Here is a 19559-nt window from a genome sequence, read left to right as displayed (position 1 = left end):
CCCCGACAAAGCCTGCGGCACTGTGCGTCAATCCTTCTAGTTGCGCATTCACTCTGTCCAGTCAAGGCCCATGGCTGTTGTCCAAGTGCAATGATCAATTCCGGCCATGGACGCCCCGCATGCCCTGATTGGAACGCCGCCGCCCTCATCCGCGAAGATGGGGGGTATGACTGCCCAGATCCTGGATGGCAAGGCCACCGCAGCCGCCATCAAGTCCGAGCTCACCACCCGCGTCGAAGCGCTGAAGGCCAAGGGCGTGCAGCCCGGTCTTGGCACCCTCCTGGTGGGCGACGACCCGGGTAGCCGCTGGTACGTGGGCGGCAAGCACCGTGACTGCGCCCAGGTCGGCATCGCCTCGATCCAGCGGGAACTGCCGGAGACCGCCACCCAGGAGGAGATCGAGGCGGTCGTACGGGAGCTGAACGAGGACCCGGCCTGCACCGGCTACATCGTCCAACTCCCGCTCCCCAAGGGCATCGACGCCAACCGTGTCCTGGAACTGATGGATCCGGCCAAGGACGCCGACGGACTGCACCCGATGAGCCTGGGCCGCCTGGTGCTCGGCATCGAGGGGCCGCTGCCCTGCACCCCGTACGGCATCGTCCAGCTGCTGCGGCGCCACGACGTCGAGATCAAGGGCGCGCATGTGGTGGTCGTCGGCCGCGGTATCACCATTGGCCGCCCGATGCCGCTGGTGCTCACCCGCAAGTCCGAGAACGCCACGGTGACCCAGTGCCACACCGGCACCCGTGATCTGTCCGCGCACCTCAAGCAGGCCGACATCATCGTCGCCGCGGCCGGTGTGCCGCACATCATCAAGCCCGAGGACATCAAGCCCGGTGCGGCGGTCCTGGACGTCGGCGTCAGCCGCGACGAGGCCGGCAAGATCGTCGGCGATGTGCACCCGGGCGTCGCCGAGGTGGCCGGCTGGGTCGCCCCCAACCCCGGCGGCGTCGGGCCGATGACCCGGGCCCAGCTGCTGGTCAACGTCGTCGAGGCCGCCGAGCGCGCGGCGGGCTGATCACACGGGATCTGAGACCCTGTCCCTGAGACAGACGGATCGATCCGGATACCGAAGGGACTGCCAGCCATGGGTGCCGAAGCGCATGCGGACGGGGCCAGCGAGCCACAGCGCTCCTCGCGCCGCTTTCCGACGCTGACCCGCGACACCGCCCGGCCGGAAGGCGGCGGGCGGGCCGCCTCGGGCGGCTTCCCCGCGCCCGCCCGGCAGTGGCCGCTGCTCAGCGTCATGAGCGGGGTCGCGCTCGGGCTGCTGCTCGTGGCGCTCGACGCGTTCCGTATCGGGTCGATCGTGATCGGGCTCTCCCTGCTGGCCGGAGCGGTGCTGCGGTGGGCGCTGCCGTCGGTGGGGATGCTGGCCGTGCGCTCCCGCTTCACCGATATGGCGACGTACGGGGGGCTCGGCTTCGTGATCGTGATGCTGGCGCTGATGGTGCAGCCCAAGCCGTGGATCCACATCCCGTTCCTGGACGACATCGTGCACTTCACCGTGCGGTAGGGGGATCTCCTTCCGGCCGTGCCGTACCGCCGGTACGACGCGACGACGGCGGCGGCCCGTCCTCTCCTCAGGGAGAGGGCGGGCCGCCGCTGTGCTGTGCGGAGGCGGGGGTCCTACGAGGTCGTCCGCAGTCGTACGAGGGGGCGGGTGGCGCACGGAGCACGGCAGAGACGGCGCACGGAGCGCGGCGGGGCGGCGGGGCGGCGCACGGAGGGTGGTGGAGGCGTCGCGGTACGGGCCGTGCGGCCCGGGGGAGTGCTACCGGTCGCGCTCCCGCCCGCCGGGGTCCGGCGCACGGGGGCCGCCGTCTGCGGACGCTGTGGGATGCCGTGGGATGTCCCGGCTGTGACCTGCGGGGACGTCGTCGGGGTGGACGCTGCGGTGGGACGGCGAAGGAGGCGGCGGGGCGGTTCGGGTACCGCGTGGAAAGAGTAAAAAGCGGGAAGGGAGGTCGTGTCCGCGCCATCATCGGCGGCACAGGGGGCTCATGGCCTCGGGGGAGAACGAACGCGTATGGGGTGGAACATGTCGCGTTGGAAAGGGCTGCCCGAATCGCTGGATCACCGGGTGCGGTACCTGATCGTCCAGTTACGGAGACTGAAGGACCACAGCGGGCTGAGCCTGGCCGCGCTCGCCGCCAAGACCTCGTACAGCAAGTCGTCCTGGGAGCGCTATCTCAACGGCAAGAAGCTGCCGCCGCGCGAGGCGGTGGAGGCGCTGGCGCGCATCTGCGAGGCCGATGCGACCCGGCTGCTGGCGCTGCACGAGGTCGCCGCCCAGGCCTGGCACGCGGAACGGCCGCAGGCGGAGGCGGACGCGGAGACAAGGGCGGAGGCAGGGGCAGAGGCAGGGGCGGAGCGGGATGAGGCAGCCGTACCCGCTGGACCCGCTGCCACCTCCGTACCGGCCGTACCGGCCGCACAGGCCGCACAGGCCGTACCCGCCGCATCCGCCGCATCCGCCACCCCGGCCGGTCGCCAAGTGCCGCTCAGGCCGCTGGTGCTGGGGGCCCTGGCCGTGCTCGTCATGGCCGGTGCGGCGCTGCTGGTCGCCCGCCTCTGGGAGGACGCCTCCGGGATAGGCAGTAGTGGTGCGGATGCCATGCCGGCCATCAGCGGGCCCAGCACCGCACCGACCTTCACCCACCGGCCGGGGGAGGCCTTCCCCTGCTCCGTACAGCGCCGGGCAGGTGCCCTGTACGCCGGGCACAGCCGCACCGGCACGGCGATCCTGGACCGCGGCGCGACGGGCTGGGACGTCGTCGAGGCGCAGTGCCTGCTGCACCGCCAGGGCTACGACCCGGGCGTGGTGGACGGCATCGTCGGTGGCAAGACCCTGCGTGCCGTCAAGCGTCTGCAGGCCAGGGCCGGGCTGCCCACGGACGGGATCGTGGGCCCCGACACCTGGAAGGTGCTGCGCCGGTGAGCGGGCCCGGCAGCGAACCGGCGGAAGGCGTGGAGTGCTCCCGACTGGCAGTGCGTATGCGGGAGTTGAGGGAGCGTACGGGGCTCACCCTGGCCGGTCTCGCCGAGCGGACGCCGTACAGCAAGTCGTCCTGGGAGCGCTATCTCAACGCGAAGAAGCTGCCGCCGCGGGGCGCGGTCGAGGCGCTGTGCCGGCTGGCGGGGGAGCCGTCCGGGGGGCTTCTGGCGCTGTGGGAGCTGGCGGATGCGGCCTGGAGCGGACGCGGACGACCGGACGGCGGCGCGATGCCGGGCAGGGGCGCGGCGTCGGGCAGGGGCGCTGTGCCGGACCAGGGCGCGGCGTCGGGTCAGGGCGCGGCGTCGGACCGCGGCACGTCACCGGACCGGGGCCCGGGAAGCGCCGCGGCCGGTGCGCCCTCCCCGCGGGTGCCGCAGCGCTTCGCGGCCGTTGTCGCCGGCGCCTGTGTCGGCCTGGTGGCGGTCGGGGTGGCGGTGCTGGCCTTCGGGGTGGGAAAGGGGGGCGTGGGCACCGACCCGGGGAAAGGTGCCGCGCCCGAGCCCTCCGAGGTGACCGGCTGCCGGGCGAGGGCGTGCGACGGCAAGGATCCGGAGTCGATGTACTGCGAGCGCCAGGACCTCGTGCAGACACCCGTGGAGCGCACTGCCGCCCGTGGGGAGCATGTGCAGATCCGTTACGGCAAGGCCTGCGGCGCGGCCTGGGGCCGGCTCCGCAACGGCCGGATCGGGGACCGTCTGGAGGTGTCGGTGCCGGGGGCACGCCCGCGGTCGGTACGGGTGGTGGACCGGTTCGACGCCGAGGGATACCTCATCACGCCGATGGCGGTGGCCCGCGGTCCCGAGGGCATCCGGCTGTGTCTCTACCCGGCGGGCGGCGGGGCAGGGGAGTGCTTCGCACAGTAGGCCCCCGAGGGGATTGCGCGGGCTGTTCTTGTCAGTAAACGTACGGAACTCGTGCAGAGTCCGGTCGAAATGCGACACTGCGGGGGCCACGGGGTGTGCGGGTGGGTGACCTGTGCCCGGATGCTCCCGTGCGCCTGCGCACGCGAACTGCCGTCCTGACCGGGGGCATCCGTGCGGGGAGCAAGGAGGGCGGACCGGGGGAGCCGCTGTCGCACGTAAGCGGGGGGATAGGGGGAGGCAATGCCTCGCTGGAAGGCGCTTCCGGAAGAACTCGATCCGCAGGTAGGGGAGTTCACCGGTCAGCTGCGCAGGCTCGTGGACCGCAGCGGGCTGAGTGTGGCCGCTGTGGCGGACCGTACGGGCTACAGCAAGACGTCCTGGGAGCGGTATCTCAACGGGCGGCTGCTGCCGCCGCTGCGCGCGGTGGTCGCGCTCGCCGAGGTGACCGGCGCGCAGCCCGCGCATCTCACCACGCTGTGGGAGCTGGCCGAACGGGCCTGGAGCCGGGCCGAGATGCGGCAGGACGTCACCATGGAAGCGATCAGCGTGGCCCAGGCGCGCGCCGCCCTGGGGGAGTTCGACACGCAGCCGGCACCGGCCGCGCCGGCGACGAAGTCCGCAAAGGCCGCCAAGTCCGCAAAGGCGCCGAAGGGAGCCGCGGCGGCAAAGGCCAAGGGTGCGAAGTCGCCGCAGGCCGCGGGGCCGCTGACGGAGCCGCTGACGGTGCAGTGGCCGCAACAGCCGCGCCTGGACCTCCCGTCGAGCGCCGACTTCCCCGCCGAGCAGATGGCGGCGGCAGTGGCAGCGGGCCACGCCCCGGCGCCGGCCGCCTCATCTGGCGCGCCCGCGAACCAGCGCGGCCGCCGCGGCCGGACGGCCGTGTTCGTCGCCGGTGCGGTCGGCGCGCTGCTGGTGGCCGGCGCCGCCGTACTCCTGCTGAAACCGGCCGCCGAACCGGCCACGAAGCCGGCGGCCGCCCCCGCCACCGCGCCGAGCGCAAAGCCGGACCTTCCGGCCGGGGTGCACTGCACCGGCGAGGGCTGCGTGGGCAAGGACCCGGAGAAGATGGGCTGCGGCGGGACGCATGCGGTCACCCCGTCCCGCGGTCTGGCCGGGCGCTCGGTGATCGAGGTCCGCTACAGCGCGGTCTGCCGCACCGCCTGGGCGCGGATCAGCCGTGCGGCACAGGGCGACCAGGCCACCATCAGCGCCGGGGGCCACAGTGCCACGGCGCAGGCCGAGCGGGGCGGTGATGCCTACACCCCGATGGTCGCGGTGTCCGGGGACCCGGCGAAGGTCGCGGCCTGCCAGACGACCATGGCGGGTGCCAAGAACTGCGCCCGTCCGGTTTCGGCCACGCCCGCCGGGAAGGCGCCCGGGGCCACCCAGGCGGTCCGCTAGCCGGTCGGCCGGCCGATCCGCCCGCAAGACCTGCTGGGAAGCGGGCGGCGACCGGCCACCCGCCGGGCCGCCCGGCCCGCTTCCCGCCCCGCCTCCGGCCCGGGATCCCCCCCGGAAGCTGTCCGAAATTCAGGGGGCATGCCCTCCGGGATCTCGGGCAGACGACGGTTACCCCCCCACGGGTGTGGCACAACCTGGCGGCCGCCCGCACTCCCCCCTCCTTGAGCGGGCGGCCGCCGCCCCCTTCCTGCGGGACCGCCGCGGAGCACACACCGCGCGGGTAAGCGGAGTCCTGCGGCAGCCGTACGGGCGCCCCGGAAGCACCCGGTGAGGTGTTCCACACCGGCCCGTCGCTTGCACCGGGCGGGGGTCCGATAGCCTGACGGCCGGGTCTCTCGATACCAAGAGACCCGGATAGCTGGGCAGGGACACCCACCGCCACCCATGGTGGTCCAGGGGCTTGCCCCCGGAAAACACCGCGCAGGAGATCGCCATGACCCGCACTCCCGTCAATGTCACCGTCACCGGCGCCGCCGGCCAGATCGGTTACGCACTCCTCTTCCGCATCGCTTCCGGTCATCTGCTCGGCGCTGACGTGCCGGTCAAGCTGCGCCTTCTGGAGATCCCACAGGGTCTGAAGGCCGCCGAGGGCACCGCCATGGAGCTGGACGACTGTGCCTTCCCGCTGCTGCAGGGCATCGACATCTCGGACGACCCGAACGTGGCCTTCGACGGTGCGAACGTCGCCCTGCTCGTCGGCGCCCGCCCCCGTACGAAGGGCATGGAGCGCGGCGACCTCCTGGAGGCCAACGGCGGCATCTTCAAGCCGCAGGGCAAGGCCATCAACGACCACGCCGCGGATGACATCAAGGTCCTGGTCGTCGGCAACCCCGCCAACACCAACGCCCTGATCGCCCAGGCCGCCGCGCCGGACGTACCCGCCGAGCGCTTCACCGCGATGACGCGTCTGGACCACAACCGCGCGCTCTCGCAGCTCTCGAAGAAGACCGGCACCCCGGTGTCCGAGATCCAGAAGCTGACGATCTGGGGCAACCACTCCGCCACCCAGTACCCCGACATCTTCCACGCCACGGTCGCCGGCAAGAACGCCGCCGAGACCGTCAACGACGAGAAGTGGCTGGCCGAGGACTTCATCCCGACCGTCGCCAAGCGCGGTGCGGCGATCATCGAGGCCCGTGGCGCGTCCTCCGCCGCCTCCGCCGCCAACGCCGCCATCGACCACGTCCACACCTGGGTCAACGGCACCGCCGCCGGCGACTGGACCTCGATGGGCATCCCCTCGGACGGCTCCTACGGCGTCCCGGAGGGCCTGATCTCCTCCTTCCCCGTCACCACCAAGGACGGCAAGTACGAGATCGTCCAGGGCCTGGAGATCAACGACTTCTCGCGCGAGCGCATCAACGCCTCCGTCAAGGAGCTGGAGGAGGAGCGCGAGGCCGTCCGCGGTCTCGGCCTCCTCGGCTGACCCACCGCCGCGGCCGCCCCGTCCGGGCGGCACCGCAGCACCGACGAGCCCGCACGGCCTGCAACGGCCGTGCGGGCTCGGTCATGTGGGCCGGTCACCGAGCGGCCGTGGACGAGCTACTTGGCCGGCCGCGCACGCGTGACCGACCGGCCGTGGCCGTCGAGGCCGGTCAGCACCGCCGCCACGAACTCCCGCCGGTCGTCGCCGTGATCCCGGAACCACATTCCCAGCTGGTGCTGTGCGTCCGGAAGGTCGAACCGCGTGTACCGGGCACGTGCGGCCAGCGCGTCCTGTACGGACTCGGTCACCGCGGACGGGATCACCGCGTCGGTGCCCGGCACGCCGAGCACCGCCCGGCCCTCGTACGCCCGCAGCACCCCAAGCGCGGGTGCCTCCCGCCAGCTGTCCGGCTGCCGGATGATCCCGCTGAACCGGCCGTTCCCGTCCTTGAAGGGCACGTCCCACGCCTCGGCGGCGTACACGGCGGGCGCGCACAGCCCCAGCGCCGCGACCCGCTCCCCGTAGTGCGCCACGAGATCGGCCACCGTCTGGCCGCTCATGCTGAACCCCACCAGGGCCAGCGGCCCGTCCGCCCCCGCATACGCGTCGATCACCGCGACGGCCTGCTCGAACCGTCGCCGCAGGCTCAACTCGCCGAGCTGTCCGGTGCTTTCGCCGTGCCCGGAGAAGTCGAAGGCGATCCCTCGGCAGCCGTGGCCCACGAACTCCCGTACCAGCGGCAGCAGCCGCTCCGTGCTGCTGGTGCCCGCGCCGTGCAGCACCACGGCGGTGACCCCGGAAGGGTCACCGCCGTACACACCGCTGAGCCGTTCACCGTCGTGGTCGTGCGTGAAGTCGAAGAGCATGCCCTCCATTCACTCACGGCGTGGCCTCCGCGATGCAGGCGTATTCGTGCCGGCAGGGTGATCCCTGGGCGCTTTCGTTTGGATCAGTTCGTCGTCGATGCGGATGTGTCGTTGGGCAGCAGGAATGTGCACGGTGTCCCGTTGTCCAAAAGGCGATCACTCGTTTGAAGGACTTCGGCATGCCGGGACGAACTCGTGACAAGTCTTCCGTCGGCCGTCGAGGACGGCCAAGCAGTCCAGATCAAAGACGGAGGAAGTCGACGATGAGCTTCGTTCAGACCGGCAAGATCGATCTGAAGTCCGACAACGCGATCGAGACGAGCGGGGGTAACACCTCGACCTTCACACGGGTCACTTTCCCCAGCCCGTTCCCGCCTGGTTCCAGCGTCGTTGTCCTCCCACTGACCCAGACCTTCAACGGGCCGGAGACGCCGGGCATCCGAATCCATGACGTCACCAACACGGGCTTCCTCATCCGCCTGAACGAGGTGTACGCCGGCGCCACCAAGAGCGACGGCAAGCACACCACCGAAACCATCGGCTGGCTGGCCGCGACTGTCTGATGCACTGTGCTCCGGCCGGGTGTTGGCCACGTCCTCATGTGAAGAGCGCCCGGCCGGAGCGCCACTGTGCACTGGTGCCGATAGCGAGGCACTGGGAACCGCTCAATGATCCGAACGACAGACCCCAGGGGCGCGCACAGCTCGGTCAGGTGGTCTCGGTCCGCAGCTCCCTGTCGTCGGCCTCGTGGCCACCGTCCCCCGCCACGGGCAGGCGCGCGCCCCGGCTGTCGGCGACGCGCAGGACGTTGCCGAAGGCCTGCGTGGTCGCCCGCAGCGCCAGCCGCAGCGCATGTTCCCCCGCCTTGCCGTCGTCCAGCACGGCCACCGCACCCTTGAGGACATCGGCACCGTCGCACAGCTGCTCCGCCTCGATCTCGTCGGCCAGCCGGGACAGCACACCCCCGGCGCCGTCCGCCGACAAGAAGCACGGCTTCCCGCCCTCGTTCTCCCACGGCAGCAGGCGCAGCCCCGGCATGTGCGCGGGGACGGCATCCCGGTCGTAACTCATGCTCACTGACTCCAGAAGTTGGTGGCCACGCCCCCGGACGGCTGATCCCCGTCGCGGGGGTCTTGTGGGGGAAGGCGGCACAGTCGGCCGAATGACCCATTACGTTGGGTGTGTTCAGCGTTGCGCCCCGTAGTGCGGGACCGCAACGTCAGACGCGTGACACTCACCATCTGGCACCAAGGGGGAAGCGGTGAGCCGACGACGACGCAACGCCACGAGTGGACCGGCAGCCACCAATGCCGCCGTGTTCGGGGAGGTGCTGAAGCACTTCCGGGAGGCGGCGGGGTACACACAGGAGGAGCTGGCGCACAAGATCCCGTGCGACCGCTCGCAGGTGGCCCGCGTGGAGGCGGGCACGCGCGTACCGCAGGAATCCTTCGCCAGGCAGTGCGACGAGCTGTTGCAGACGGGTGGAGTGCTGCTGCGGTTATGGGGACGGATCGACTGGTATCCGGAGGTGCAGCATCCTGACTGGTTCGAGCGGCGGGCGGAGATGGATGCGGAGGCGTTGGCGCTGCGGGCCTATCAAGAGCGGGTGATTCCTGGTTTGTTGCAGGCGCCAGGCTACGCGCACGCGTTGTTCTCTCAGGTCGCGAGTGGCGCTGCGGTGGAGGAACGCGTCCGCGCTCGACTGAGCCGACAGCCACGCTTCCTGGCCGACGGCGGCCCGCTGTACATCGCCGTACTGGACGAGAGCTGTCTGCGCAATGCGGTGGGGAATCCGGAGGTCATGCGTGACCAGTGCGCGCATCTACTGAGTGTCGGCCAGCGCCCCAACATCCGTATCCAGGTGGCTCCAGCGGGCCTCTTCGGGCTCGTTCGCCCGAGGGGTTCCATGACCCTGATCGAACTGCCCAACGGGCGGTGGGTGTACTCGGAGTCGCTGGACCGTGGTCATTTCAACAACGATCCGGCAGTCTACGTACGCTACAGCCAGACCTATGATGTGCTCAGGGCGGATGCTCTGTCAGCCCATGAGTCCGCCGCTCTGATCAGTGACGTGATGGAGGGGTACGAGCAGCATGGACAGGTTCGAACTCGGCGCGGCGACCTGGGTCAAGAGCAGCTACAGCGACAACAATGGCGGCGACTGCATCGAAGTGGCGCTCACCTGGATGAAGAGCAGCTACAGCGATCGCGACGGCGGGGACTGCATCGAAATAGCCCCCGGTATCCCCGACGCCGTCCCCGTCCGTGACAGCAAGGACCCCCACGGCCCCGTGCTGGTCTTCCCGACGGGCGGCTGGTCGTCCTTCGTCGCGGCCCTCAAGAGCGGGGAGTTCCCCGCGGTCGCCTGACCCGTGCGGGGAAGGCGCGCAGCCGGGTCACGCGTCGACGTGGCCCGGGGCCACCTCCGGCAGCTCGCTGCCGTCCGCAGCGGGGGCGGCGACTTGGCCGGCCAACAGGCGCAGCCCGTCGGCCGAGGCGGTGTCATTGGGGGTGTAGACCTCAAGCCGGTGGCCGGGGCTCTCCGGCTGCAGCCACACCTGGTAGTCGATGTTGAGCTCTCCGACGGTGGGGTGGTGCAGGAGCATGGGGCCCACGGTGCAGTCCGCGACGTCGCCGGCGGCCCATAACGCGGCGAAGTCGTCGCTGCGCATGGCGAGTTCACCGATCAGTTCGGCCAGTCGCGCATCGGTGGGATACCGGCCCGCGGTCAGACGCAGATAGGCGACATGATTCCGGGCGAGTTCTGCCCAGTTTCGGTAGAGGTCGCGGGTGAGCGGGTCCAGGAAGAACATCCGGGGGATGGACGGCCGTCGCGCGAGGTGGTGGGGGGCGTCGAAGCCGACGTGTTCCGTCACGAGGGCGTGTCCGGTGCGGTTCCAGGCCAATACGTCGCCGCGGCGGCCGAGTACGACGGCCGGTGTGCTCTCGCCCAGGGACGCCAACAGTGCCAGCACCCGTGGGTGTGGTGTTTCGGGGCCGGGCCGGACGAGGCGGGGCGTGGCGGGCTGGTGGGCGAGGTTGTGCAGGTGGGCTGTCTCGGCCGGGTCGAGCTGGAGGACCCGGGCGAGCGCGTTGAGGACCTGCTGGGAGGCGGTGCCGGCCTGATCCTGTTCCAGCCTGACGTAGTACCCGGCGCTCACGCCGGCGAGTTGGGCCAGCTCCTCGCGACGCAGACCCGGTACGCGGCGGGTGGTGCCATAGGTGTGCAGTCCGGCGTCGGCGGGCGTGATCCGGTCCCGGCGGGTCTTGAGATACATCCCCAGGCTCTCCAGCTCCATGGCCTTCAGCGTAGGCGGCGCGGGCTTGTTCAGGGTGTCCCTGCGAGGTGTACCCATGGCGTGGGTCTGGTTGCCGAGCGGGTGGCGTTGCACGGTCGGCGGCATGAACGCACAGCGTGTTTCTCACCGGCCCGGCCTTCGGGCGTGGCTCGGCCTGTTGGTGGTCCTCGGGCCGGTATTGCTGGTGGCGATGGACGGCTCGGTCCTGTTCGTGGCGATGCCCAAGGTCACCGAGGCCCTCTCGCCGACCGCCGATCAGGCCCTGTGGATCCTGGACGTTTACGGATTCGCGGTCGGGTCCTTGCTCATCGCGTTCGGCAGCATCGGTGACCGCTACGGCCGGCTGAAGCTGCTGATGACCGGCGCGGCGGCGTTCGGCATGGGCTCGGCGGGAGCGTCGTTCGCGCCCGGCCCGGAACTACTCATCGCCTTCCGCACGCTGATGGGCGTGGCCGGTGCCACTCTGCTGCCGTCGGTGCTGGCGGTACTTTGCGAACTGTTCACCGACCCACGCCGGCGAGCAAGGGCGATCGGGATCTTCGCAGCCACCTTCGCCGCAGGGTTCGCCCTCGGGCCGGTCGTCGGCGGGCAGCTGCTGAGCCGGTTCTGGTGGGGATCGGTCTTCCTCATCAACCTGCCCGTCGTTGCGCTGTTCCTGATTCTGGCCCCGGTGCTGCTCCGCGAAGTGCGTGCCACCCAGGCCGGCCATGTCGACGCCTTGAGCGTCCTGCTCTCCGCTGTGGGCCTGCTGCTGACCGTCTACGCGGTCAAGGACGCCGCCACAGAAGGGCTGACGGCCACCTCAGCCGGCGCGGGAATCGCCGGCATCGTCATCCTGGGCTGGTTCGCCCGGCGGCAGGGCCGCCTGGAGTATCCGCTGATCGACTTCGGTCTGTTCCGCGACCGGGTGTTCACGATCGCGATCATCACCGGGCTACTTCCGCTGATGGCGTGGTCGGCTGCCGCCTACCTCGGTGCCGGCTACCTCCAGTCGGTGCTGGGACTGTCCGTCCTGCACGCGGCTCTCCTCGCCCTGCCCGGCGCCGCCGTCCTCACTGTCACCTGCATCGTCACTCCGGCGCTGGTCGGGCGCATCGGCAAGCGGGCGGCGCTCCTCACCTGCCACTTCTGCGTCGCCGTCGGGCTGCTCCTGCTGGTGCCCACCAGCGTCTCCGACGGCATCGGCTGGTACCTCGCCTCGACCGTCGTCGCCGGGCTCGGCTACGGCATCTCGTTCAGCGTGGTGGCCGACACCGCCGTTGCCGCCGTTCCCGCGGAACGCGCCGGGTCCGCGGCCGCGCTTGCCGAAACCAGCAACGAGATCGGCAATGCCCTCGGCATCGCACTCCTCGGCTCGCTGGCCGCCCTGCTCTTCCGTACCCAGGGGCCGGGGATCGCCGGAACCCTCAGCGAGACACTTCAGCTCCCCGGCCTTGCACCCGGGGTGATCAGTGACGCGAAGACCGCATTCGTCACCGGTCTGCATGTCGCCGCCATAGTCGCCGGCGTCCTGCACTGCGCACTCGGCCTCCTCGCCCTGCGCTGGATTCCGAAGACCCTCCCCGGCACAGCCGATGACGGTGCCAAGCCCCTGGCGCAGGACATGGGCGAGAAGACCGGCGTTCGATGACGGAGACGGCTTCCGCCAGGCGCTGAGGCGGGGTGGAGGCGGAGGTGGAGGCCGAGGAACTTCCTGAACAACGAACTCACCCCATGCGAGAGCACCTGGCACCGGTGGTTGTCCGCAGCCCGCGCAGCAACCTTGCGTCATCGCGCTGACACGGAGTGCTCCGCTCCCTTATGCTGCGGCTTCCGCACTGCCCCGCGCCCGGCCACCGGCAGCTCGCCCGCCAACCAGGCCGCCGGGGCGGCCAGTTGGTGTTCCGGGGGAGGGTGATGGCTCGTACGGATGTGCCTCAGCAGCAAGGAGAGCCCGACGGGCCCCGGCGGTCGGGCCGGACACCGGAGGGCGCCGGGCCCCCACCGCTCCCCCCGACCCCGCCGGGCGCCAGCGAAGCCACTCGGCTGCTGTGCGCCGGCACCTACCTGGACGACACCTTCCGCGACACCGTCATCGACGAGCTGTACGTCCACGAGGAGCGGTTCGCCGCGCCCTCCCTGGGCATCGACGCCGCCCGGGTCCTGGCCCATGCGCTGCGCGCCCGGCGGCTGGAACTGAGCTGGGCGGCAGCGATCGTGCTGTTATGGATCGCGGCCATCCCGTTGTCCGCGGGCCTCGTGGTGCTCTACCTGTTCCCCATCGTCCTGATGGCGCTCGGCCGCGCCGTCCGCCGGGCACCGATTCCGCGCTGGCTGGCCAGGCTGTGCGCCTTCGTGCTGAGCTGGTACGGACGGCTGTCGCTCACGCTCTACTGCTCGTCGCTGGTGGTGGTGGCGGTCGGCGGGGCCAACGTGAGCGTGGACTGGATGTTCCTGCCCCTCCCGGACGCCCTCAACCCCCTGGCGAGCGGCCCGGAAGGCTCCGGCTCGTACGGCAGCCCGTCGTCGGAGAGCGCCTTCAGCCAGGGAGTGGGCGCCTCCGCACTCGGGGGCGGCATTGGCGTCAACACCCTGCTGCCGGTGTGGATCGCGCTGCTGCTGCCGCTGGCGCTGGCTGTCATCGTCGGGCTGCAACGCGGCCAGTTCGCCCGTGCGCTGGCGCGCGAACTGTCCAGAGCGCGCTTCCCCGACGTCCTGTCCGATCCTGCCGAACGGTCCCAGGGTTCCCGCTCCCGGCGGCTGCGGGAGCGGGTGCGGATCGAGCAGCACGGGCCGCTGGTGATGTACCGGGCCGCCCACCCGTTCTGCGGCGCCGGATACCCGTACAAGACCTGGTCGCTGGCGGTGGAGCTGAACCCCCGGGCGGACCGCGATCCCGAACCGTTGGACAACGGCGCCATCCTGGCCCGGATCATCCCGCTGGTGGCGGCGCTGCGGGTGCCGTCACCGCACGGTTCGCCGGGGGCGGCAGCGGTGCGCGACCGGCTGCGCACGCTGGAGATCGACGAGTGCGTCTTCCTGCCGGCCGAGGGGCTGCCGGCCCGCGCTGCGGCGCCGTACGCACCGGCGGATTTCGAGGGGCACCGCGCGGCGGCGGTGGAGGAGGGCGGGGAGACCCGCCGGCACTTCCTGCGCATCCGGATCGGCGGCTGGGACGAAGGCATCGTCACCACGCTCTTCGTACGGGTGCACACGCAGGGCGGGATGCTGATGCTGGAGGTGGCACCGCATGTGCTGTTGCCGCTGCGGCAGCTCTTCCAGGACGCCGACCGGCTCGCCCACCAGTACCGGCACCACGACCGCTTCGGCAAGGCGGTGTGGGCGCTGTCCCACACCCCGCGCTCCGTCGGAAATGCCCCCCTCACGCTGCTGCGCGGCCTGCTGCCGGGCTGGCAGCTGGGCACCGCGGGACATGGCGCGGCGCTCCCCGAAGGCCCCCGTGCCTCCGTACGCGAGCTGGGTTCGTTCGGTGAGTCGTCGCTCTTCCAGGACATGGACGTCGCCCGCTATCTGGGGACCGTTCAGCAGCGGGTGGTGGCCGGGGTGACCACGGCGCTGCGCGAGGCGGGCTATCAGACCGCCGAGTTCGAGCAGCGGGTGGTGCATGTCGCCGAGGGCGGCGTCTACATCGAGTCCGCACAGGGCGCCGTCGGCGTCGGCGACCACAACACGATCACCCACAACACGCCCCATCTCGACTCCGATTAGAAGGGAAGTACCCAGCGTGGCAACGGCTGACGAGCGCGGCAACGGCATCCACATCGGCAGCGTCCGGGGTGCCTTGGCCATCGGCGACCACAACACCGTGACGCATTACGAGGGCGGGGCCGCACCCGCGGACCCGGCGCAGGAGGAGCTGCTGCGCGCCGTCCGGGCGCTGCGCGACGATCTGTCCCGGGCGGTGGAGAGCCCGCAGATCACGGCCCTGAGCGGGGAACTCGCCGAGACCGAAGCGGAGATCGCGGACGGCGGTGCGGCGGGTCCCGGCCGGCTGGCCCGGCTCCGTACGGCGCTCGCCGACGCCGGCGCCGTCGTGGGTCTGCTGGCCTCCGGCGCCGCGGTGAGCCAGGCGGTCGCGGCCCTGGCGGGAGGCTGACCATGACGCGCGGCGGGCAGGCCGGCTGGAACGACGAGACCCAGCGCTGGGAGGACGGCGCCCCGACGCCCGCGCCCTATACGGGCCCGATGCCGCCCCGGCCGTCCTTCACGCCGTCGGCGGGCGGCCCCAGCGCGCATCCCGGCCCCTTACCGGACCCCGACGCCCACCCGTACCCCACCGACCCGTACCCCACCGACCCGTACACCACCACCGAATCAGCAGTCACCTACGCCCCCGGTGCCCGGCGCCGCACGGCACTGGTCGCCGGTGCGGCGGTGGCCGTGTTCGCGGCGGCCGTCGGCAGTGGCTATCTGCTCTGGGGGCACGGCGACGATCCGGCCGCCGCCCGCCCGCCGGCCCGCACCAAGTCGTCCGCCCCGTCCGGTACGGCCACCGCGCCGTCCACCGGCGCCCCGGACAGCATCACGCCCGCCCCCACCCTCACCGACCTGCCGGACGGCTACCGCCTCGCCCACGACAAGAAGGGCTTCACCTTGGCGGTGCCCGGCACCTGGACGCGCAGCGAACGCAAGGACGGGGTGTTCTACACCGCCCCGGACGACCGCGGACTGCTGCAGATCTTTGAGATCACCGATCCTGAGATCACCCCGCGCGAGGCGCTCCGGCAGGCATCGCAGAGCCGGTCCGGCAAACCCGGCTACAAGGAGATAAGCCTCGAACCGCTGGGTTTCCCGGGGCCGGGCATAGACGCCAACCAACTGGTCTACGCCTATGACAACGAGAGTCTCGGCATGCGTGTCAAGGTCGTCGACTGTGCCTTCACCGCCGCCGACAGCCGCCAGTTCGCCGTACTCGTCCTGGGGGCCGAGGCCGACTGGCCGGAGCAGGAGGTCACCCAGCAGATCGCCCTGCGGACCTTCGTTCCTCATACCTGAGCGCTGCGCACGGTCCGCGGGGCGTCACTACCGGGGGTCACTGCCCGTGCGCCCCGCACTACCCGGGCAGCTCCGTCCGCTCCCACCACTCGTAGACGGGCAGGGCCCCCTCGGCGGTGTGCTTCTGCCGGCTGGTGGCCCGGAAGTGTTCATAGCCGTTCCGGAACGGGATCTTCAGCTCGGCCCCGGGAGGATCGACCGGCACGATCCGCTCGGGGAGCTCTTCGGGGCCGCCTTCGAGCACCGCTTTCGCCGCTGTGTCAGCCATGCCTGCATTGTCGTCCGGCCCGCCGCCCGCGGCCCCTCCGGTTCGGCAGGCCGGGTGACGGCGCGGCGGGTGCGACCTCAGTCGCGGGGGAACTCGGCGGTGGAGAGAGTGATGCCGACGATTGTGTGGGTGAGGTCGATGGGCATGCCGTAAGCGACGGTGATGTCGACCTTGTAGTCGCCGTCCTGCGGGTCGGTGAACACGCGGCACCGGCCGATGTAGGGGTCGGCGATCAGGTAGACCGGGACCTCGGCGAGCGCGTAGGCCGTCTTCTTCGGGCCGTAGTCGTTCTTGCCGGTGCTCGCGGAGGTGACCTCGGCGACGAATTCGATGTCCTGGTAACGCGGTTGGTTCTTGTCGTTCTTGGTGGCCTCTTCGGCCAGTGCCACCAGGTCGGAGGCGAATCCGTTCAGATGGCCGGGAAAGTCGATACGCACGTCGGACAGTACGCGCTTCCTCGGATACCGCGTGCGGAGCTGTTCGTAGATGTCAGCGATGGTCTCCCAGTGCGTGCCCCGCTGCGGCGCCATGTAGATGGTCCCCTCGACGATCTCAGCCTTGTAGCCCTCGGGGATGTGCATCTGCTCCACGCGCTTGAACATGTCGTCCAGCTCGCTGCTCTCGGCCATCTCGGTCCTGTCGGTCAGTTCGATGGTCACCGTGCCGCTCCTCCCCACTGCCGCGCGGGCGCGGGCAGCCGCACGGTTCAACGATACGAATGTACGAGCGGTTACGTACCGCACGCGTTACGTACCGCACGCGCGCCGGCGGGGAGGAGCGGTTGGGGGAACGGTCACGCCCCCTGCGAACCCTTCAGCTGCTTCTCCAGTACGGAGATGTCGGCCGTGTCGCCGGGCGCGGGGGTCTTGGTGGAGACGGGGGTGTTGTAGTTGCTGAGCTGGATGGTGCCGGAGCGGTGGTCGAGCTCGGCGGTGAGTTTGCGGGGGTAGTGCGTGCCGTCGATGGCCACGTAGAGGGTCTGCACGGCGCCCTTGGCCTTTTTGATGACGGGCAGGACGCGGGTGCCCTCCTCGGTGGTCGGCCGGCCCTTGGTGAGGGAGACCGAGGGTGCGTGGGAGGGGGATGAGGGGGTGTGGCCGCCGGACGAGGGTTTTTCGGGGGTCGAGGCCGATTTCTGGAACGCCTTGAGGTCGCAGGCGGCGGCCAGGTTGCGCAGGAACGAGTCCTTCGTCGTGCCGTGCAGGAACGTGTTCTCGTACTTCGCCGCGGCCTCCTCGCCCGACTTGCCGGGCAGCTGGCCCTTCCAGAAGGCCGCGTCCGGCTTCATCCAGACCTGGTTTCCGCGCTTGATGAGTTCGACGCTGCCGTACTCGCCCTTACTGATGGCGCCGGTGCAGTTACCGGCGCGGTCGAGGGTGAGGTCGAGTTTGGTGGGATCAGCACTGGTTTGGGTGCGCAACCGCAGGGATTGCGCGCCGACCAGTTGCTGAAGGGCGTCATCGGCGATCTGCTGGGCCGATTTGTTCGCGAGATCGCCTTCGCCGCCGTCCGAGGTGTCCGCCGCCGCCGCGGCCGTGGTGCAGGTGATCCCGGCTAGCAGGGTCACGCCGCAGGTCAGCGCCGCGGTGACAGAGGCGGCACGCCGTCTGCTGGTCATCTCGGTACCTCCGGTCCCGAGGGGACAACTCCGCCAGGTACATACGGCTATTCAGGGTACGTTCCGGGACATTTCGCCGCACATTCAGTGAGTCGAGTCACTTTCCATGAAGCTGTGGGCATAGATACGCGGCTTCAGGGGAGGGGTCCCCGTTGCTGGTGACGCCAGTGGTTGCACCAGTGGGAACAGAACGGTAACCGGAAGGCAGAACGACGTGTCGTCAATCGAGACCATTCACGTAGACGGGGTGTGGCTCGCGGCCGCATCCGGCGAAACGCGGGAGGTCCTCGACCCCGCCGACGCGACGACGCTCCAGCTGGTGTCCGAGGGGGGTGCCGAGGACGCCGACGCGGCGGTCGCGGCCGCCCGCCGGGCCTTCGACGGTGGCGCGGGCGTCTGGCCCCGTACGGCCGTCGCCGAACGTTCCGCGCTGCTGCGCCGGGTCGCCGACCTGCTGCAGCGCGACCGTGAGGAGATCGCCCTCATCGAGAGCCGGGACACCGGCAAGACGCTGGAAGAGGGCCGGGTCGACGTCGACGACGTCACCAACGCCTTCCGTTACTTCGCCGACCTGGTGATGAACGAGAGCGGCGGCCGGGTCGTCGACGCCGGATCGCCCGATGTGCACAGCATCGTGGTGCACGAGCCGGTCGGTGTCTGCGCGCTCATCACGCCGTGGAACTACCCCCTGCTGCAGGCAAGTTGGAAGATCGCGCCGGCCCTCGCGGCCGGCAACACTTTTGTGATCAAGCCCAGCGAGGTCACCCCGCTGTCGACCGTGCACCTGATCAAGCTGCTGGTCGAGGCGGGGCTGCCGGCCGGGGTCGCCAACATCGTCACCGGCGCGGGCCTGCCGGTCGGCCAGCGGCTGGCCGAGCACCCGGACGTCGACCTGTTCTCCTTCACCGGCGGCCTGGTCAGCGGGACGAAGGCGGGCGCGGCGGCGGTCTCCGGCGCCAAGAAGATCGCGCTGGAGCTGGGCGGCAAGAACCCCAATGTGGTGTTCGCCGACGCCTGCGCCACCGACGAGGGCTTCGACACCGCCGTCGACCAGGCGCTGAACGCCGCCTTCATCCACAGCGGCCAGGTCTGCTCGGCCGGTGCCCGGCTGATCATCGAGGAGTCGGTGCGCGACCGCTTCGTCGCCGAGCTCGCCCGCCGCGCCGAGAAGATCAAGCTCGGCCGGGGCACCGAGGACGGCGTCGAGTGCGGCCCGGTCGTCTCCCAGCAGCAGCTCGACAAGGTCGAGGCGTACGTCGCCTCCGCGCTCGCCGAGGGTGCCCAGCTGCGCTGCGGCGGCGCCCGGCCCGAGCCGTCCGACGTCCGCCCGGCCACCGGCTACTTCTACGCGCCGACCGTGCTCGACGGCTGCCACCGCGAGATGAAGGTGATCCGCGAGGAGACCTTCGGGCCGATCCTGACGGTCGAGACCTTCACCACCGAGGACGAGGCCGTGGCGCTCGCCAACGACACCGAGTACGGCCTGGCCGGCGCGGTGTTCTCCGGCGACACCGCGCGCGCCCGCCGGGTCGCCGCCCGGCTGCGGCACGGCACGATCTGGATCAACGACTACCACCCCTACCTCCCGCAGGCGGAGTGGGGCGGCTTCGGCAAGTCCGGCATAGGCAGGGAATTGGGCCCCGCAGGTCTGGACGAGTACCGCGAGAGCAAGCACATTTACGAAAACCTCCGGCCGGAGCCGGTGCGCTGGTTCGCGGGCTGACACCCGCCCCTGTCACAGCACCACCCGCACCACGCACGT

The 19559-nt window shown here is 70.9% G+C and carries 20 protein-coding genes; 14 read left to right on the top strand and 6 right to left on the bottom strand.

Translation table 11 applies throughout. The features are described from left to right. Positions 1–166: 166 nt before the first annotated feature. From OHS81_RS13540 to OHS81_RS13515, 6 genes are all read left to right on the top strand, one after another. Complete coding sequence (locus OHS81_RS13540) at positions 167–1021, top strand: bifunctional methylenetetrahydrofolate dehydrogenase/methenyltetrahydrofolate cyclohydrolase (RefSeq protein WP_328385030.1); 855 nt, start codon at positions 167–169, stop codon at positions 1019–1021. A gap of 69 nt (positions 1022–1090) precedes the next feature. Continuing rightward, positions 1091–1519: a DUF3017 domain-containing protein gene (locus OHS81_RS13535; RefSeq protein ID WP_328385029.1), complete on the top strand. Its 429-nt coding sequence runs from the start codon at positions 1091–1093 to the stop codon at positions 1517–1519. A gap of 525 nt (positions 1520–2044) precedes the next feature. Continuing rightward, positions 2045–2944: a peptidoglycan-binding protein gene (locus OHS81_RS13530; protein WP_328385028.1), complete on the top strand. Its 900-nt coding sequence runs from the start codon at positions 2045–2047 to the stop codon at positions 2942–2944. Further along, positions 2941–3864, top strand: coding sequence for a helix-turn-helix domain-containing protein (locus OHS81_RS13525; RefSeq protein ID WP_328385027.1), 924 nt, complete (start codon positions 2941–2943; stop codon positions 3862–3864). The genes OHS81_RS13530 and OHS81_RS13525 overlap by 4 nt, the downstream gene beginning before the upstream one ends. A gap of 240 nt (positions 3865–4104) precedes the next feature. After that, positions 4105–5265 carry a helix-turn-helix domain-containing protein gene (locus OHS81_RS13520; RefSeq protein ID WP_328385026.1) on the top strand — a complete coding sequence of 387 codons (1161 nt, stop codon included), beginning with the start codon at positions 4105–4107 and terminating at the stop codon, positions 5263–5265. Positions 5266–5758: 493 nt separating this feature from the next. Next, positions 5759–6751 (top strand): malate dehydrogenase, encoded by a 993-nt coding sequence (locus OHS81_RS13515; protein ID WP_328385025.1) that lies wholly within the window; start codon positions 5759–5761, stop codon positions 6749–6751. A 116-nt stretch (positions 6752–6867) separates the two neighbouring features. On the opposite strand, the gene OHS81_RS13510 is transcribed toward OHS81_RS13515, so the two are convergent. Beyond that, on the bottom strand, positions 6868–7617 hold the full coding sequence (locus OHS81_RS13510; RefSeq protein ID WP_328385024.1) for an alpha/beta hydrolase: 750 nt from the start codon (positions 7615–7617) through the stop codon (positions 6868–6870). A 263-nt stretch (positions 7618–7880) separates the two neighbouring features. On the opposite strand from OHS81_RS13510, the gene OHS81_RS13505 reads away from it, so the two are divergent. After that, positions 7881–8180 carry a hypothetical protein gene (locus OHS81_RS13505; protein ID WP_119984211.1) on the top strand — a complete coding sequence of 100 codons (300 nt, stop codon included), beginning with the start codon at positions 7881–7883 and terminating at the stop codon, positions 8178–8180. A gap of 145 nt (positions 8181–8325) precedes the next feature. On the opposite strand, the gene OHS81_RS13500 is transcribed toward OHS81_RS13505, so the two are convergent. Continuing rightward, positions 8326–8688: a hypothetical protein gene (locus OHS81_RS13500; RefSeq protein ID WP_328385023.1), complete on the bottom strand. Its 363-nt coding sequence runs from the start codon at positions 8686–8688 to the stop codon at positions 8326–8328. A 244-nt stretch (positions 8689–8932) separates the two neighbouring features. Between OHS81_RS13500 and OHS81_RS13495 the strand changes: the two genes are divergently transcribed. Together OHS81_RS13495 and OHS81_RS13490 are read left to right on the top strand one after the other, a co-directional pair. After that, a complete protein-coding gene (locus OHS81_RS13495; RefSeq protein ID WP_443058847.1) occupies positions 8933–9886 on the top strand; it encodes a helix-turn-helix domain-containing protein in 954 nt (317 codons plus the stop codon). Next, the gene (locus OHS81_RS13490) at positions 9804–9986 is read left to right on the top strand and encodes a DUF397 domain-containing protein (protein WP_443058696.1); all 183 of its coding nucleotides are present in this window, start codon (positions 9804–9806) and stop codon (positions 9984–9986) included. The genes OHS81_RS13495 and OHS81_RS13490 overlap by 83 nt, the downstream gene beginning before the upstream one ends. Before the next feature lie 27 nt (positions 9987–10013). On the opposite strand, the gene OHS81_RS13485 is transcribed toward OHS81_RS13490, so the two are convergent. Next, positions 10014–10916: a helix-turn-helix domain-containing protein gene (locus tag OHS81_RS13485; protein ID WP_328391129.1), complete on the bottom strand. Its 903-nt coding sequence runs from the start codon at positions 10914–10916 to the stop codon at positions 10014–10016. Positions 10917–11019: 103 nt separating this feature from the next. Here OHS81_RS13485 and OHS81_RS13480 point away from each other — a divergent pair, with 103 nt between their 5' ends. The 4 genes from OHS81_RS13480 (at position 11020) to OHS81_RS13465 (ending at position 15911) form a co-directional block, all read left to right on the top strand. Beyond that, positions 11020–12546 (top strand): MFS transporter, encoded by a 1527-nt coding sequence (locus OHS81_RS13480; protein ID WP_328385021.1) that lies wholly within the window; start codon positions 11020–11022, stop codon positions 12544–12546. A 266-nt stretch (positions 12547–12812) separates the two neighbouring features. Continuing rightward, the gene (locus OHS81_RS13475; RefSeq protein ID WP_328385020.1) at positions 12813–14624 is read left to right on the top strand and encodes a hypothetical protein; all 1812 of its coding nucleotides are present in this window, start codon (positions 12813–12815) and stop codon (positions 14622–14624) included. Between the two features lie 16 nt (positions 14625–14640). Continuing rightward, positions 14641–15012, top strand: a complete 372-nt coding sequence (locus OHS81_RS13470) for a hypothetical protein (RefSeq protein ID WP_328385019.1) — start codon at positions 14641–14643, stop codon at positions 15010–15012. 2 nt (positions 15013–15014) lie between these two features. Continuing rightward, complete coding sequence (locus OHS81_RS13465; protein ID WP_328385018.1) at positions 15015–15911, top strand: hypothetical protein; 897 nt, start codon at positions 15015–15017, stop codon at positions 15909–15911. Between the two features lie 58 nt (positions 15912–15969). On the opposite strand, the gene OHS81_RS13460 is transcribed toward OHS81_RS13465, so the two are convergent. The 3 genes from OHS81_RS13460 to OHS81_RS13450 form a co-directional block, all read right to left on the bottom strand. Then, positions 15970–16179, bottom strand: a complete 210-nt coding sequence (locus OHS81_RS13460; RefSeq protein WP_164992965.1) for a DUF5988 family protein — start codon at positions 16177–16179, stop codon at positions 15970–15972. Between the two features lie 77 nt (positions 16180–16256). Further along, the gene (locus OHS81_RS13455; protein ID WP_328385017.1) at positions 16257–16838 is read right to left on the bottom strand and encodes a Uma2 family endonuclease; all 582 of its coding nucleotides are present in this window, start codon (positions 16836–16838) and stop codon (positions 16257–16259) included. Positions 16839–16972: 134 nt separating this feature from the next. Next, a complete protein-coding gene (locus OHS81_RS13450) occupies positions 16973–17797 on the bottom strand; it encodes a hypothetical protein (RefSeq protein ID WP_328385016.1) in 825 nt (274 codons plus the stop codon). Positions 17798–18011: 214 nt separating this feature from the next. Here OHS81_RS13450 and OHS81_RS13445 point away from each other — a divergent pair, with 214 nt between their 5' ends. After that, entirely contained in the window at positions 18012–19520 is a 1509-nt protein-coding gene (locus tag OHS81_RS13445; protein ID WP_328385015.1) for an aldehyde dehydrogenase family protein, read from the top strand. Positions 19521–19559 lie beyond the last annotated feature (39 nt).

Source organism: Streptomyces sp. NBC_00400, assembly GCF_036048035.1.
GTDB lineage: Bacteria > Actinomycetota > Actinomycetes > Streptomycetales > Streptomycetaceae > Streptomyces.
The sequence above is the reverse complement of the archived record's forward strand: the minus strand, read 5'-3'. Positions and strand labels throughout refer to the sequence as shown.

Coding starts and splice junctions, on each gene's coding strand:
- OHS81_RS13530 (WP_328385028.1), top strand. CDS start 2,045: ATGTCGCGTTGGAAAGGGCTGCCCGAATCGCTGGATCACCGGGTGCGG.
- OHS81_RS13505 (WP_119984211.1), top strand. CDS start 7,881: ATGAGCTTCGTTCAGACCGGCAAGATCGATCTGAAGTCCGACAACGCG.
- OHS81_RS13515 (WP_328385025.1), top strand. CDS start 5,759: ATGACCCGCACTCCCGTCAATGTCACCGTCACCGGCGCCGCCGGCCAG.
- OHS81_RS13480 (WP_328385021.1), top strand. CDS start 11,020: ATGAACGCACAGCGTGTTTCTCACCGGCCCGGCCTTCGGGCGTGGCTC.
- OHS81_RS13485 (WP_328391129.1), bottom strand. CDS start 10,916: ATGGAGCTGGAGAGCCTGGGGATGTATCTCAAGACCCGCCGGGACCGG.
- OHS81_RS13540 (WP_328385030.1), top strand. CDS start 167: ATGACTGCCCAGATCCTGGATGGCAAGGCCACCGCAGCCGCCATCAAG.
- OHS81_RS13535 (WP_328385029.1), top strand. CDS start 1,091: ATGGGTGCCGAAGCGCATGCGGACGGGGCCAGCGAGCCACAGCGCTCC.
- OHS81_RS13510 (WP_328385024.1), bottom strand. CDS start 7,617: ATGCTCTTCGACTTCACGCACGACCACGACGGTGAACGGCTCAGCGGT.
- OHS81_RS13520 (WP_328385026.1), top strand. CDS start 4,105: ATGCCTCGCTGGAAGGCGCTTCCGGAAGAACTCGATCCGCAGGTAGGG.
- OHS81_RS13450 (WP_328385016.1), bottom strand. CDS start 17,797: ATGACCAGCAGACGGCGTGCCGCCTCTGTCACCGCGGCGCTGACCTGC.
- OHS81_RS13460 (WP_164992965.1), bottom strand. CDS start 16,179: ATGGCTGACACAGCGGCGAAAGCGGTGCTCGAAGGCGGCCCCGAAGAG.
- OHS81_RS13465 (WP_328385018.1), top strand. CDS start 15,015: ATGACGCGCGGCGGGCAGGCCGGCTGGAACGACGAGACCCAGCGCTGG.
- OHS81_RS13475 (WP_328385020.1), top strand. CDS start 12,813: ATGGCTCGTACGGATGTGCCTCAGCAGCAAGGAGAGCCCGACGGGCCC.
- OHS81_RS13500 (WP_328385023.1), bottom strand. CDS start 8,688: ATGAGTTACGACCGGGATGCCGTCCCCGCGCACATGCCGGGGCTGCGC.
- OHS81_RS13490 (WP_443058696.1), top strand. CDS start 9,804: ATGAAGAGCAGCTACAGCGATCGCGACGGCGGGGACTGCATCGAAATA.